The following is a 14,426-nucleotide window of genomic DNA, read 5'->3' on the forward strand; positions in this document are numbered from 1 at the left end:
AACGAAACAGTATAAAAGCTGATGGTCGTGCTATCTAGCGACAAGCTCTTTTATGGCAACTTATCTGAAGACCAACTATCTGTTGACACACTATCTTAATAAACACTGCCTTAATAAACACTGCCTTGTGAGACAGTGTCTAACTGCTTAACAAGCTGACTAAAGTGCTCGCCTCGGGCAGCAAAGCCACTAAACTGATCAAAGCTGGCGCAAGCTGGTGACAAGAGCACCGCTTGTACTTGCGATAGGCTGCTTTCTGTGACCTGTTTAATCATCGCAAAAGCGCCTTCTAACGTCTGGCACTGATGTAATGAGACATCGTCAGCACGGATGCCTGCTGCTCGTAAATGCTGCTCAATCTGTTGGCTGTCTTCGCCAATAAATAGCACTTGGCTGACATACTGATTGATAAACGGCGTCAATTCACCAAATTGTTGCCCTTTGCCCTGCCCGCCTAAGATTAATAACAGCTTACCGTCTTTAGGTGCGTATACCGCGCCTAAGCCCTCGACAGCTGCCATGGTTGAGCCAATATTGGTACCTTTAGAATCATTAAAATAATCAATCCCATCGACGGTGGCGACATATTCACAGCGATGCTCAAGCCCTGTAAATGCCTGCAAGGTGTTAAGCATACTATCAACTGGTAAACCTGCAAGCTCGCCCAATGCCAAAGCTGCTTGGGCGTTGAGTAAATTATGACGGCCTTTAATGCGCAGTTTATCCGCCGAGAGCAAACGCTCTGTCCCGCGGGCTAAATACGTCTGCCCTTCTGAGTCGGTAATAAGCCCATACTGACCTTTGTCAGGGGCGTGAATGCCCGTGCTCAAACGTGGCAAATTATCCGCCACCAGCGGGCGCGTCAAGGCATCTTCACGATTGATAACCACCGATTTGGCACCTTGAAAGATACGATGCTTAGCTTGATGATAACCGAGCATATCGCCATGACGGTCCAAGTGGTCAGGTGACATATTCAGTACCGTTGCCACTTGCGCGCCTAAATTAGTCACGGTCTCTAATTGGAAACTTGATAGCTCCAGAACTGCCAACTCCATCTCGCTATTAGACAGCAAAGTCAGCGCTGGCACGCCAATATTGCCGCCCACGCCAACATTCACCCCTGCATCCGCCGCCATTTGGCCAACCAATGTCGTTACGGTACTTTTAGCGTTAGAGCCAGTAATGGCAATAATCGGTACACGGCACGCTTCACAAAATAATTGAATGTCGCTGACGACCGGAATATTCGCCTCTTTCGCCGCGGCAACTGCTGCTGTTTTTAATGAGATGCCAGGGCTGATGATAATTCGAGCGGCTTGTTGCAATAACTCTGCATCTATCGCTCCGAATTGGCGAATCTCGACCGCAGTAGGTAATTGGTCTGCTAAAGTGGGGCTCACTTGATTATCAGTCACAGCGACTTGGTAGCCTTGCGCGGTCAAATAATGCGCCACCGACAGCCCCGACTGCCCCAAACCGACCACGACTTGTAAACCACTGCCTTTATGAAGTAAGGCTTCTTTTGCGGTGCTGGCGGTCATATCTATTCCTTCTATCTATTGGACGAACAAAATTGTGTCAAGCATACGGGTTTCATAAGCAGCTTTATAAACAGCTTTTATAAGTAGATTCTATAAACAAACTGCCTATAAGCTTAGCTCTATAAATAGGCGCTATATATAGCCTGCGTAAGGCGCTTTAGATGAACAGCATCATAAAGGTATCACTCGGATTTCGGTACTGGTTTTTTGAGACTTTGTGTTATTATGCGCCTGTTTTTATATTGAGTCGCTAATGCTATAATAGCTGCCCTAATAGGAAGCGCTAGGTTAAATAGCTATTTTGACCAAGTATGCAATCTAGCATTTTAGTTTAGCATGTTGTCACACGTATCGCGCTATTGTCACATCTCTTCAGCAACGATTCATATGGTGATAATGGTATGACAGGCAAGCACTACCCTATATTGTGGCGTTTTCGTCTGACAGATTATTTATCTTCTTCTACCGCAATAGATCATCGCGGACACTTATTCATCATTTTAAAGACTGTCATCATATTGATTATGGGTGATGGCATTTGCGATACCGTTATAAAGGTCGATAGCTAAGTAGTTAGCTAATACTCAAGCAGGTAATTACTCAAACAAATAATTACTCAAACAAATAATAGTGCCACAGCCATATGACTGCATGAGTACCTGTTTACAGAACGATTATCAGCATCTATCACGATGACTGATTTTTATAACGTAATTATGGTCGATATCATCTCGACATAGTTAATCACGATGCAATCCTTTTATCGCTAAGCGTTAACGCTCAATGATGAACGATTGCTTTTTTTGCCTCTAACCCTATGCAGTTTACTTATGACATCTTTTTTTGGCAGTTTACGTGAAGAGTGGTTTTCCAATATTCGCGGTGATACGTTATCAGGTTTGGTCGTCGCACTGGCCTTGATTCCAGAAGCGATTGCCTTTTCCATTATCGCCGGTGTCGACCCAAAAGTCGGTCTGTATGCGTCGTTTTGTATCGCCGTGGTGATCAGTTTCGTTGGTGGTCGTCCCGGTATGATTTCAGCGGCGACCGGTGCCATGGCGCTAGTGATGGTTGATTTGGTTGCCGAGCACGGTCTGCAGTATTTACTGGCGGCAACCTTATTTTGCGGCGTTATCCAGATAATCATGGGTATCTTTAAGCTTGGTAACTTAATGCGCTTTGTATCGCGCTCGGTGGTCATTGGTTTTGTCAATGCGCTGGCGATTTTGATCTTTGCCGCTCAGTTGCCCGAGCTTAATCCGATGACTGAGCGCGTCGGCATGACGGTTTATATCATGACCGCAGCCGGTTTGGCCATTATCTACTTGTTTCCGCTGATTCCTAAAATCGGACGCGTGATTCCATCGCCGCTGATTTGTATCGTTGGCCTGACCGCGGTCGCCATGTATATGAATCTTGATATCCGTAACGTCGGTAGCATGGGCGATTTGCCAGATTCTTTACCGGTATTTTTATTACCTGATATTCCGCTCAATTTGAATACCTTATTGATTATCGCACCTTATTCTATCGCGCTTGCCGTCGTAGGTTTATTAGAATCTATGATGACCGCAACCATTGTCGATGAATTAACTGATACCCCAAGTGATAAAAACAAAGAATGCCGCGGTCAAGGTATCGCCAACGTAGTGTCGGGATTCTTTGGTGGGATGGCAGGTTGTGCAATGATTGGACAGTCGATGATTAACGTCAAATCTGGCGGTCGTACGCGTTTATCAACGCTCATCGCTGGCGTGGTGCTGCTTATCATGGTGGTATTCTTGAGTGATTGGGTCAGCCTGATACCGATGGCCGCACTGGTGGCGGTGATGATTATGGTCTCTATCGGCACCTTTAACTGGCAGTCTATCCGTGAATTTAAAACCCATCCGATGTCTTTTAATATCGTTATGCTAGCGACGGTTTTGACCACCGTCTTTACTCATAACCTAGCGTATGGCGTCGGCGTTGGGGTGCTGTTATCTGCCTTAGCATTTGCCAATAAAATCGGGCAATTCTTAACCATCTTTAGTGAATATGACGACAGCAGCAATACTCGCTATTACTACGTGCAAGGGCAGGTTTTCTTTGCTTCAACGACGCAGTTTTTGCAGAGCTTTGATACCAAAGAAGCGTTAGACAGCGTACATATTGACGTCAGCCAAGCTCACTTTTGGGACGTCAGTGCCGTTGATACTTTGGACAAGCTGGTCATGCGCTTGCAACGTGAAGGCATTGATGTCAAAGTGGTTGGACTCAATAGCGCCAGCCGCACCCTTATCGATCGTTTTTCGATTCATGATCGCCGAGATATTGGGCTCTTGGATTAAGCAAAACTGCATGGGTGTTATCAAGCTGAGATAGACATTTGGTTTATTCATCAGCAATTATATTGGTATATAAAATCAGGCTCGTTGGTTAAAGGATGACTTTAACCAACGGGCCTGTGTTTTCATTATTGAGATATGTGGTGCCTTTATGAGTAATTTGAAGCCAGATAGCGTGATTGCTTGCTTGGATTGTCCTGATCATGTGCAAGCCGTATTGGATGCCAGTATGTGGGCGTCTATTCGTCTGCAAGCACCTATTGGCCTGCTGCATTCCGTACCAAGTTTACAACAAAAAGCCGCCGTTGATTATTCCGGCTGCCTAAATATTGATGATGAAAATGTCTTGCTCGATCAATTTACGGCAAAAGAACATTTTAGTAATAGTGAGCTAAAAGCCCAAGGTAAGCTGCTGCTACACCAAGCGACCACTTACTGCGAGCAGCAACCTCATAAGTTTAAAACCTATACGTTACATCGGCATGAAAACTTGAGTGATAGCATTGATTACGTCGATGACAAGGCACAATTAATCGTCATCGGTCATCATGTCACCTGCAAATCAACCTTAAGCCAGCTTATCCGCTTGAGCCACTGCCCCATTTTGGTGACTCATGCACCATTTTTGCCCCCAACCACGGCATTATTTGCTTTTGACAATAGCCCTACTTCGCATAAATTGCTCAATTGGCTGTGTAAAACGGCTCTTGTGCGGGCATTGACCGTGCATATCGTCATGGTTGCCAAAGAAAATTCAGAAAACTGCGATGCCTTACGCGAAGCGTATGCGCGCCTTAAGCAAGCTGGCATCAAATGCAAAAAGGCCTTGCTTGACTGCCGCGATGTGACTGCCGCCTTAAACTATTATCAAAGTAAAAATGATATTGGTCTGCTAATGACCGGTGCTTTTGGGCAACCACGTTTGCTTGAATTGCTAAAAGGTAGCGAGACCAAAAAACTGCTTGGTAGCACCAAAACCCCGTACTTACTCTTCCCCAAGGCTTAAAGCCGCTCGTTTATTTGAATACAGAGGCTGAATGTTAAGCGTGATTCATCGCGCTTTACTATCGTATTTAGCTTAAGCCTCTGTAACCTCTTCCTGTCACGCCTCCTCGTTTCTTTGCCCTCACCTTTTATCAAATCATCACATGAAATAAAGTGATAGCCTCCCCAAGTGCTTAAAAAGTTGGTTATAATAAAGTTTTCGTTCATGCAACGTTAAAGGTTGATTTCTCTAACTTATACCAATAACTGTGCTATTTATTGTTATGGTATAAGCGCTATTCTTTGTCATACTGATGAGTGTTTTTAAGCCTATGTGCGCAAACCTACCTACCCCCTTGAGTAGGTTTGGCACAATTCTTGAAGCGCTAACCATAAGCATGACAATAATATGCGGCAGCAAACTGCCTCTATTAACCTGCGACATCACCCATATAAGGATTTTTTTATGAAGCTAATCACTGCGATCTTAAAACCGTTTAAGCTCGATGATGTGCGTGAAGCGCTTTCTGACATCGGTGTGAAAGGTGTCACCGTCACCGAGGTTAAAGGTTTCGGTCGTCAAAAAGGTCATACCGAGCTCTATCGCGGCGCCGAGTACGTGGTGGACTTTTTACCTAAAGTAAAAGTCGAAGTGGCGGTGATGGATGAGATGGTCGAACCTGCTATCGAAGCCATTACGCGTATCGCCAGTACTGGCAAAATCGGTGACGGCAAGATATTCGTGACCAATCTTGAGCAAGTCATTCGTATTCGTACGGGTGAGACAGGTCCTGACGCTATTTAATAGTTAAGCGCCAGACCACCTATAAACACTGATTTATAGGTCATCTCGATAGCTATATTGCATATATTCAAGGGGGAATTAACATGCAAAACCAAATCTTTGAGCTCCAGTACGCGCTAGATACGTTTTATTTCTTAATGTGTGGGGCGCTGGTCATGTGGATGGCAGCTGGCTTCACCATGTTAGAAGCAGGATTGATACGCTCAAAAAATACCGTCGAAATCCTCACCAAAAATATCGCCCTCTTTGCCACCGCCTGTACCATGTATATGATATGCGGTTATGCCATTATGTATGATGGCAATCTGTTTTTGAGTGGTATTGCTGGCACTGAAACTTTAGTAGCAGATGCATTAGCGACCTCAGCTAAAAATGGCTTTGCTGGCGATGCCGTATATTCGGCCGCCTCTGATTTTTTCTTCCAAGTGGTTTTTGTCGCCACCTGTATGTCAATCGTTTCAGGTGCTGTAGCTGAACGCATGAAGTTATGGTCTTTTTTGCTGTTTGCCGTTGTCATGACCGGAGTTATTTATCCATTAGAAGGTAGCTGGACTTGGGGCGGTAAAGCCGTGTTTGGCCTATTTAGCCTTGGCGATTTGGGATTTTCTGATTTTGCTGGCTCAGGTATCGTCCATATGGCAGGAGCTGCTGCTGCGCTATCAGGCGTATTACTGTTAGGGGCGCGTAGAGGTAAATACGGTCCCAATGGTGAGATACGTGCTATCCCTGGGGCCAATTTACCCTTGGCTGCACTTGGCACCCTTATTTTATGGATGGGCTGGTTTGGTTTTAACGGCGGCTCAGTGCTCAAGCTTGGCGATATCGCCAGCGCCAATGCGGTTGCGGTGGTGTTTTTAAATACCAATGCCGCTGCTGCGGGTGGAGCCATCGGCGCCCTTATTATCGCGCGCATTATCTTTGGTAAGGCAGATTTAACCATGCTCTTAAATGGTGCATTAGCCGGTCTTGTCGCTATCACTGCTGAACCCTCTACGCCATCAGCGCTTCAGGCAACGCTATTTGGAATGGTGGCAGGCGTCATCGTTGTACTATCCATCTTAATATTGGATAAAATAAAAATTGATGATCCAGTTGGCGCTATCTCGGTGCATGGCGTGGCAGGCTTATTCGGTCTACTAATTGTCCCTCTGACCAATCCAGCCGCTACATTGCTCGGTCAAATTGCTGGTGCTGCGACCATCTTTACTTGGGTGTTTATAAGTAGTCTGATAGTCTGGAGCATCATTAAATTTGTCATAGGTCTGCGTATCTCTGAAGAAGAAGAATATCAAGGAGCAGACATTGCTGAATGTGGTATGGAAGCCTATCCAGAGTTTATAAGGTAAGCCTACTATCTACGATGGTTTTATTGAGGACTATTTTATCCACAATAAGACCATCATTAATAAAATTGGCATTGATAAAATCGGTATTAATAAATTTCACATTAAAAAAACATCATTGATAAAAGCGCCATCATTAAAAATCCCGCATAACCTTTCGGTCATGCGGGATTCTTTATGCTTTAAAATTTTAACACTTTATCTTTCTATCAAGTCTAGTTTACGTTAACAACCAAACTTCATAAGGCAGAATTATAGCAGTTTATTTCTTTTTCCACGTTTGGCTACGTGAGAATGGACCGATATAACCTTTTAGTTTTAAAGTGCTGCCACTTAGATTAGCAGTCATGCGATAGTCTTTATTTTTTTCAGGGTCAGTAATCGTACCGCCACTGTATTTACCACCACCGTCAGCTTTCAGACCAGAGATAATCGTCATGCCAACATGCTTTTTACCTTTTTCTGAAGTCGTGCTGATAAGCTTACCCGTTAGGACGCCGTTAGACTCAGTGATTTTAACCACGCCTTTTGGCTGGCCTTCATCAAAAGTCTGCCAAGTAGTGTTGTGTAATGGGTCAGCGGCGAATGCCATGCTTGCTAAACTGATACCAGCAACTGCTAAAGTGGTTTTTGCGAATAATTTCATAAATTGACTCCCTTCATTCAATGATTACTAGAAACGTTGTGTTTCTGATGTCCTACGCTTATCCTTTTATCAACAATCTTTTATTGCAAGCTTGCAGCTCTATCCTAAGTTTCAGTTAAAAGCCGATATTAATATCTTATTAATGCTTAGCTTTGCAAAAAAGGTTTGATCGACATAAGCGATGTCTTGACCCATTATAAGCAATTTTTAGATTTTGCCTAGTAATTTTTTTATAGTTTATTATTACTATAAAATCAAAAGCATATCAAACAGTTACAGGAACGGATTGTCTATAATTTTATCCGCTTGGTCATCTTTTTCTTTTGACTTATCATCGTAATTACTATATTGACTGCGGTTTTCAAATGCCAGCATAATTTTACTAGTGAGCTCGTGTAGCTGCTGTGCTTGCTCATATCCCGCCTCATTAAAGACCAGATTAATGTCGCCATAAATAATGATTTTATCTTCTTGATTTTCAATAACCAAATCACCAATCTGCATACTCTGGTGATTATTTGCAAATGGATCAATCATCTCGTCCTCCTTTACCTTAACAGCGCATTACCCAATCTTTCAATGCTGTGGGGATTTAGTTACATTTAAACCACTTATGCCTGTAATTGTGCCATGAGCCAGTCAATGATTGCTAGGACAAATAGCATCCAAACCGGTTCTTCTTGGGGAGTTTCGGGCAAATCTGAGCTGTCACCTGCCTTTAATGGCAAATCAAACGCTTGCGCTTTGGTTTGGGCATCTAATACCGGTAACACATCGATGCCAATCTTGGCGGTTAATTCATCGAGACTAATCACTTCTATACGCTCTGATTCATCATTGGGCGCATAATATACGCCTGCTTGGTTACTTGCAGGTATGTAAACCGCTTTAAAGAAATGACTGGGTACCAGCACACGATCCGCCAGTTGTTTGGTTTTTTTACTGGTAAAGGCCACTCCCGTAATGGTGTAAACCTCGCCGTATTGCTGGGTTAGATAGCGCGTGGCAGACTCAATATTACGCCAAATATAGCGATTATTACGCGGTGATTGCGGCGCGATGTTAGCAAGGCTAAAACTATCATACTGCTGGCTGCGATTGGCCATATTGCCATTGGGCGCTAAATGCCCGCGATCATAACCGGAGCCTGAATAATCAGACAGTTTGGCGCGCATGGATTTTGGCAGGCGGCTTTCTTCATGAAAGCTGTCTTCTCGGTCAATCTCTTTGGCTTGCTGCAAGCGCTTGCGGTCGAGGTATTCTGCTGACCACAGCGGGGTGCGTGATACGCCCGAGTACATAACGGCAAAACCGTCCATACATAGCGCTTGGGTGTTATCACTGAGCTTAGGATTGGTAAATTCAGGATAGACGCCGCCATAAAAAGACTGGCTACATTGGCTCAGGTCATCCGCTTGTGCAGACGATATCCCTATTAAGACAGTGAATACTGCCATTATGAGGTTAATTTTAACCCGTGCTTTATCTTTAAAAAAACTTATCATGCCACTTTCAACCATCTATGCCTGCCATTACGTATGCGCTATCCTAGCAGGCAGTTACCAATAAAGAAAGATGCGGCGTAAGTGGTGACATTTTAAATGCTATCCGCTATACTTAGGCAGCCAAAAATCTTGGTCTTGCAAAAAACGGTGAAGTGGGTGAGTGGCTGAAACCGCACGCCTGGAAAGTGTGTATACGTTCATAGCGTATCGAGGGTTCGAATCCCTCCTTCACCGCCAATCTTATTAAAAACCCATTTTCCCACCTCGCCCCAATTCTACCCATATACCAGTTAAGCCCTTTATAAATAACGCGTCTAGCGTTTTTTTTATGCCCACTATTTTCCCAACTCCACCCAATGGGACCCACCTATCACATCGCTTGTGTTGGTCTATTCGTTGGTCTATGATTCAATTAGACCTCAAAAAGACCAACATTTAATAACTTTATGATTCAACTTTAGACCAACGTTTTTGTTGTATCGCTTGATTTATATAGCTTGTAGCCACAGGGGATAGACCAACATGTTAAGCGATAGTAAGATTCGCAAGCTCAAACCAAGTGAGAAATGCACACCTTCACGTCCTGACAAATATAGTGATCAGCATGGGCTACAGCTTTTGGTACGCAGTACAGGTACAAAGACATGGATAAGCGCCTATCGATTTGATGGCAAGCAGACACGCCTCACACTTGGTACTTATCCGATAATGTCATTAGCTGAGGCTAGACAAGCCAACACTGAGATCAAGACATTACTTGCTGACAGCATCGATCCAAAAAATAAAAAGCGTCAAGACAAGCTTGCCAATATCCACGCGCAAAAATTTAATGACTACGCATTAGATTGGCTCGCTGAGCGTAAACGTAACGTCAAGTCACGTACTTATCAGCAAGACTATAACCGTATGCATAAAGACGTATTGCCCCGCTTTGAAGGCATTGCGCTAAAGAATGTAAGCTTTGAAGATTGCCGAGCAATGGCAGATGAGATCGAAAAGCGTCTGAACAAGAACGGTGAGCCGCCACGTGAAGTGACTAGACGCACGATTGATCTGGTGGCTAATGTTTTAAGGCGTGCCAAACGCGAACGTATCATTGAGCAAAACCCAATCGATGATTTAAAGGCACTCTATCCTAAAGCCAAAAGCCAGCACATGAAGCATGTGGATATCCATGAGCTGCCTGCCCTACTCCAAGCTATCGAGGGCTACCATGGTCACAATCAGACTCGCTTAGGTATGAAATTCTTAGCCTATTCATTCTGTCGTACCATTGAGCTGCGTATGATGAAATGGGCGCATATCGATTTTGCTAACCGCTTATGGCGTGTTGATATTGATAACCTTAAAGTAGCGCGTAAACATGTCGTACCGCTGTCAGATCAGATGCTAGCCATACTAGATGAGATGAAACCCATCACAGGGCAGTATGAATATGTGTTTTACCACACTGGTATGCACCAACCGTATAGTGAAGAATTTATCAATAACGCGCTTGATATTTTAGGTTATGCTGGCAAACAGACGGGGCACGGCTTTCGTCACATCGCCTCCACATACCTAAATGAGCTTGGCTATAGGGGCGATGCGATCGAAAAGCAGATGGCACATGACAAAAAAAACGATATCCGAGCGGTCTATAATCATGCTCAGCACTTAGATGAGCGCCGCAAGATCATGCAAGTCTGGGCAGACTTTTTAGACTTGCTCAGAGACACAGGCGAAGTTGTTGACTTTCAGATAGCACGGCAGCAAATTGAGAAGTCGTTAGAAAGCAAACGTCCTGACTCATTACAAAATGCTGATAAGCAAACCTTGATCAAAGCATTGTTAGATCAAGGGATCACAGCAGATGAGCTGCAAGATTATGTTGATAATAGTTAAAATTATCAGAGACTACGAATAGTCAAAAGATTAGAGAGGTCTTCCCGCCCTCTTGTCTGTAATAAATCTTGAGTTACGTTCAAAAGGGCATTCTTCATCTATAGTCTGCTCGTCACGGCTTTGTTGAGGAAAAAATGGCTGTACTAGCCCCCTGTTATGACTTGTTTCAACAGCATCATTTAGCACAAATTTATTAAGGTGTGGAGTTGAATGACCTAACAGGTCATCACACGTATTATTCGGCTCTCCTTTATCGTCAATCCGTGAGGTTTCTTCAGAGATGAGTAGTTTCTCACTATGCTCGCTACTTGACTCCTGCTTATCTTTGGTTAGCGAAGTGTCATCAGAAATGGCCTCTCTCTCAGTATGTTCGCTTTGCAAATTAGAGGGCTGTACTAGAGGTATCTCATCAAAAGCCTTAAATTGATTAGGAAAAGGTGGGTCTAACTGAATTTCTTGACACATCATCTGACCATAAGCAGATTCAACTAAGTCGTTTAAGACTTCACGTTGTGTTTTACCATAAGCCTTAGCAAGATACTTTAGGTTTTTCTTATTGTCACTGGTAAGATTTATACCCTGTTCTTTCTTAATTTTATCACGGTCACGCTTCTGCTTCGCATTCCAAGCGTCATACATATTTTTTATAAATAAGGCTCTACTATTTATTTTCTGTTCATCTAATATAACATTCGTTATGTCAAACCAATAATTATCTAACCTCCAATAGTCAAGTGAAGCCAATATATGATCAAGCCTACTAGTTGTATCTGCTGCTTTAAAAAAAATAGTATCACTACAGATTAAAGCTTCTTTATAACCATCTTTATTGATTTCTTTTGATTCACCTTTTGTCAGATTTTTTTTGATATTTTTGGTCAATTCTTTTTCATTTTTTCTCTTTTCTTTATTTGCTAGCAAATTATTAATGTCATGTTTTTTTCGCATATACTGGTACAGATAACTTATTTTATTACTATTGCTACCAATCAACCATTTGACATCTCTTGGATCAACTTTATTACGAAAATAGGCCTCTTTTAAAAAATTCAAAGATACTTTTTTTTCTGAAACGAGCGACTCATTATCAGTATTGTGACCTGCCTGAAGACTTCTTCCTCTAATAAATAAATGCTTATTGTAAATAACATTATGAACAAAAATTGTTATATCAGATTCTATAAAAATTGATTCGGTCAGGATATTGTGTTTTTTTAAAACCATATTTAACCATAATGCTGCTCTTTTATCCTCGTAAAACCACTTGACATAGGACAGCGGTATGCTGTTCTCAGCACTAGCTTCTAAAAATATATTCAAACTTCTAGAGTCATACCTTTGCTTTTTTAAGATTCTTATCAGTTGTAATTTACAAAACGAATCATCTTTTAGTATGTTTTCTGCTGGTAATCGAGCTCTCGAACGTAGCTCAAAGAGGCACCAATAGACATTGTATATGCTAAGAGCGTTAATTCTTTTTTCGATATATTCTTCCTTTTTTCTATCTAGCTCACTTAAGCTTTTCTCATCTTCAATAACATTCATTCTTATTATAATTCCTTATATAATAATTAAAAGTAAAATAAAGACGCAAAATTATGTATTATTAAAAGATCATTGAAAGGTCATTAAAACGTCGGTAACTTTGTTAGGTTATGTCATATTCCATATGGAGTCAAACACTATTAATCACATATAACAAGGCAACTTTCTATCAGCTAACTCCATCTTCACCTTCTTCCCTAAAACACAGTAATTTGCTGTGTTGGGTTTTTTATGAACCCAAGGCTGGCTTACAAAAAGATTGCCTTTGGATACCTCTAAAATCTCGGTACGATAATATAAGTTATATTAAGTATTACTTAACTAAGGCGGATGCTATCCGCACTTAGGAATAAAAAAATACACAACCCTATGAATATATGTAGCACCCATTCAACTTTATATTCATAGGAAAGCAAGCCATGATCTATTCCCCTGTTAATCACTCACAGCTTATCTCTAACGTCGACAGACTGGTTAGAGATGTACTATTTGGTACCATCAATTTTCAACAAATCAAAAGCCAATTAAATGAGTTCTATTACTCCTTCATGATTAGCCTTAATCCTGAAGACAGATACTCAAAACCTATCCAGGCATTTATAGAAAGCACCAGTATGATTATTGGTGACGCTTACGCTTATAACGTATTTTGGGATAATGAAAAGACAGTGCAGTTTATTCGGTTACTGTCAGGTTATGAGAAGGCGATAAAAAAAGACTACAGCGCGTGGCGTTATCAGAGTAATAAAAACTGCAGAAACTTAGAACCTAATATCAGAACCCTCATATCAGATCATTCAAGATTGTTGTTTGTGAGAGTGGATTTAAAATACATACCAGAGATCAGTCATCACATTACCATTCGTGATTTTGACTTTCATATGAGAAAATTAAGAGACGCCATTCATAATGGCGATACTTGTTTTAAGCATTTACTTAGCCATGCTTGGTCATTAGAACAAGGTGAAGACAATGGTGGCTTTCATTGTCATCTGCTGCTGATCTTTGATGGTGCAGAACATTACAAGGACAGTTATTTGGCTGATCAAGTGGGACAAAAATGGCAAGATATTACTGAGGGCGTTGGCTATTGCTTTATCTTAAATACTAGAGAGTATAAAGAAGGTCTTGCACGCCGCGGCATACTTGGTATCGGCATGATTCATCGTGATAACATGCAAGAAGTCGAGAATGCGGTTAATGCTGCCTTGTATTTAACCCGTCCTGATAAGCGTGATAAAAGTTATCAACGTCTTAAAGTGTCTGTGCCTAATATGAATACCTTTGGGCAAAGGATATCTCCTAGCAAGGTTAACGATCCATACAACTAAAACGCGTGGGAATCTCTCATAGCAAAATAATTACAGATATATAGCATCCCTATGTGATGAGTATCGATGTCATCGTTGCCTCATCAATCTACCCCAAAACGTGTCATCAAGGCCTGCTATAAAGCAGGCCTTTTTATGCGCTACTATCAAGGAGATCCTATGAAACCCATCTGTCCCAACTGTCATTCAGCCCATGTCATCGAAAACATAGAGACCAGTACACAAGGGTTAACAGAGCATCTGTGCTCACCAAAGATATTCGTTGGTCTTGGTATGAGCGTCTGCAAGTACTACAAGATCAATCCCATGATTGGCATGGTCGCAGGCAGCGCCCTTGCCACCGTCATTAATCTGGCACAGCAAAGACTGATGCAGCCCCCACTCATTAGAGCGGCCATCCTGCCGCGCTATTTATGCCGTACCTGTCAGCATACCTTTAGCATCTGACATGCTCATTTATTGAAACCTTCAATGATTCATGTATCAAAGCATGAAGTCAGTCAAACCACTTA

The 14,426-nt window shown here is 42.3% G+C and carries 12 protein-coding genes and 1 tRNA gene; 8 read left to right on the plus strand and 5 right to left on the minus strand.

All coding sequences use genetic code 11. The annotated features are described in order from the left end of the window. Nucleotides 1–110: 110 nt before the first annotated feature. A complete protein-coding gene (murD, locus tag JMX94_RS04780) occupies nt 111–1,544 on the minus strand; it encodes a UDP-N-acetylmuramoyl-L-alanine--D-glutamate ligase (protein WP_201563697.1) in 1,434 nt (477 codons plus the stop codon). Nucleotides 1,545–2,374: 830 nt separating this feature from the next. On the opposite strand from murD, the gene JMX94_RS04785 reads away from it, so the two are divergent. The 4 genes from JMX94_RS04785 to JMX94_RS04800 all read left to right on the plus strand — a co-directional run bounded on the left by JMX94_RS04785 (nt 2,375) and on the right by JMX94_RS04800 (nt 7,006). Continuing rightward, nucleotides 2,375–3,874 (plus strand): SulP family inorganic anion transporter, encoded by a 1,500-nt coding sequence (locus tag JMX94_RS04785; protein WP_201563699.1) that lies wholly within the window; start codon nt 2,375–2,377, stop codon nt 3,872–3,874. Nucleotides 3,875–4,022: 148 nt separating this feature from the next. After that, nucleotides 4,023–4,877 carry a universal stress protein gene (locus tag JMX94_RS04790; protein WP_201563701.1) on the plus strand — a complete coding sequence of 285 codons (855 nt, stop codon included), beginning with the start codon at nt 4,023–4,025 and terminating at the stop codon, nt 4,875–4,877. 444 nt (nt 4,878–5,321) lie between these two features. After that, entirely contained in the window at nt 5,322–5,660 is a 339-nt protein-coding gene (locus JMX94_RS04795) for a P-II family nitrogen regulator (protein ID WP_011514651.1), read from the plus strand. An 83-nt stretch (nt 5,661–5,743) separates the two neighbouring features. Further along, entirely contained in the window at nt 5,744–7,006 is a 1,263-nt protein-coding gene (locus JMX94_RS04800; RefSeq protein WP_201563703.1) for an ammonium transporter, read from the plus strand. A gap of 259 nt (nt 7,007–7,265) precedes the next feature. Here the strand turns inward: JMX94_RS04800 and JMX94_RS04805 are convergent, their stop codons facing one another. The 3 genes from JMX94_RS04805 to JMX94_RS04815 all read right to left on the minus strand — a co-directional run bounded on the left by JMX94_RS04805 (nt 7,266) and on the right by JMX94_RS04815 (nt 9,106). Next, nucleotides 7,266–7,649 (minus strand): DUF2147 domain-containing protein, encoded by a 384-nt coding sequence (locus tag JMX94_RS04805; RefSeq protein WP_201545882.1) that lies wholly within the window; start codon nt 7,647–7,649, stop codon nt 7,266–7,268. Between the two features lie 273 nt (nt 7,650–7,922). Further along, complete coding sequence (locus tag JMX94_RS04810; protein ID WP_201563705.1) at nt 7,923–8,186, minus strand: hypothetical protein; 264 nt, start codon at nt 8,184–8,186, stop codon at nt 7,923–7,925. 74 nt (nt 8,187–8,260) lie between these two features. Beyond that, nucleotides 8,261–9,106, minus strand: coding sequence for a DNA/RNA non-specific endonuclease (locus tag JMX94_RS04815; protein WP_227673517.1), 846 nt, complete (start codon nt 9,104–9,106; stop codon nt 8,261–8,263). A 194-nt stretch (nt 9,107–9,300) separates the two neighbouring features. On the opposite strand from JMX94_RS04815, the gene JMX94_RS04820 reads away from it, so the two are divergent. Then, a tRNA-Ser gene (locus JMX94_RS04820) sits at nt 9,301–9,391 on the plus strand. Between the two features lie 285 nt (nt 9,392–9,676). Continuing rightward, nucleotides 9,677–11,038, plus strand: coding sequence for an integrase arm-type DNA-binding domain-containing protein (locus tag JMX94_RS04825; protein WP_201563709.1), 1,362 nt, complete (start codon nt 9,677–9,679; stop codon nt 11,036–11,038). Between the two features lie 30 nt (nt 11,039–11,068). Here the strand turns inward: JMX94_RS04825 and JMX94_RS04830 are convergent, their stop codons facing one another. Further along, entirely contained in the window at nt 11,069–12,583 is a 1,515-nt protein-coding gene (locus JMX94_RS04830) for a hypothetical protein (RefSeq protein ID WP_201563711.1), read from the minus strand. Between the two features lie 419 nt (nt 12,584–13,002). On the opposite strand from JMX94_RS04830, the gene JMX94_RS04835 reads away from it, so the two are divergent. Together JMX94_RS04835 and JMX94_RS04840 are read left to right on the plus strand one after the other, a co-directional pair. Further along, nucleotides 13,003–13,914 (plus strand): inovirus-type Gp2 protein, encoded by a 912-nt coding sequence (locus JMX94_RS04835; protein ID WP_201563713.1) that lies wholly within the window; start codon nt 13,003–13,005, stop codon nt 13,912–13,914. A gap of 159 nt (nt 13,915–14,073) precedes the next feature. Further along, nucleotides 14,074–14,361: a hypothetical protein gene (locus JMX94_RS04840; RefSeq protein ID WP_201563715.1), complete on the plus strand. Its 288-nt coding sequence runs from the start codon at nt 14,074–14,076 to the stop codon at nt 14,359–14,361. Nucleotides 14,362–14,426: the final 65 nt, after the last annotated feature.

The organism is Psychrobacter sp. CMS30 (genome assembly GCF_904846565.1).
GTDB lineage: Bacteria > Pseudomonadota > Gammaproteobacteria > Pseudomonadales > Moraxellaceae > Psychrobacter > Psychrobacter maritimus.

Excerpts from the sequence above, each read along its gene's own strand:
- murD (WP_201563697.1), bottom strand. The coding sequence starts at position 1,544 with ATGACCGCCAGCACCGCAAAAGAAGCCTTACTTCATAAAGGCAGTGGT.
- JMX94_RS04785 (WP_201563699.1), top strand. The coding sequence starts at position 2,375 with ATGACATCTTTTTTTGGCAGTTTACGTGAAGAGTGGTTTTCCAATATT.
- JMX94_RS04790 (WP_201563701.1), top strand. The coding sequence starts at position 4,023 with ATGAGTAATTTGAAGCCAGATAGCGTGATTGCTTGCTTGGATTGTCCT.
- JMX94_RS04795 (WP_011514651.1), top strand. The coding sequence starts at position 5,322 with ATGAAGCTAATCACTGCGATCTTAAAACCGTTTAAGCTCGATGATGTG.
- JMX94_RS04800 (WP_201563703.1), top strand. The coding sequence starts at position 5,744 with ATGCAAAACCAAATCTTTGAGCTCCAGTACGCGCTAGATACGTTTTAT.
- JMX94_RS04805 (WP_201545882.1), bottom strand. The coding sequence starts at position 7,649 with ATGAAATTATTCGCAAAAACCACTTTAGCAGTTGCTGGTATCAGTTTA.
- JMX94_RS04810 (WP_201563705.1), bottom strand. The coding sequence starts at position 8,186 with ATGATTGATCCATTTGCAAATAATCACCAGAGTATGCAGATTGGTGAT.
- JMX94_RS04815 (WP_227673517.1), bottom strand. The coding sequence starts at position 9,106 with ATGGCAGTATTCACTGTCTTAATAGGGATATCGTCTGCACAAGCGGAT.
- JMX94_RS04825 (WP_201563709.1), top strand. The coding sequence starts at position 9,677 with ATGTTAAGCGATAGTAAGATTCGCAAGCTCAAACCAAGTGAGAAATGC.
- JMX94_RS04830 (WP_201563711.1), bottom strand. The coding sequence starts at position 12,583 with ATGAATGTTATTGAAGATGAGAAAAGCTTAAGTGAGCTAGATAGAAAA.
- JMX94_RS04835 (WP_201563713.1), top strand. The coding sequence starts at position 13,003 with ATGATCTATTCCCCTGTTAATCACTCACAGCTTATCTCTAACGTCGAC.
- JMX94_RS04840 (WP_201563715.1), top strand. The coding sequence starts at position 14,074 with ATGAAACCCATCTGTCCCAACTGTCATTCAGCCCATGTCATCGAAAAC.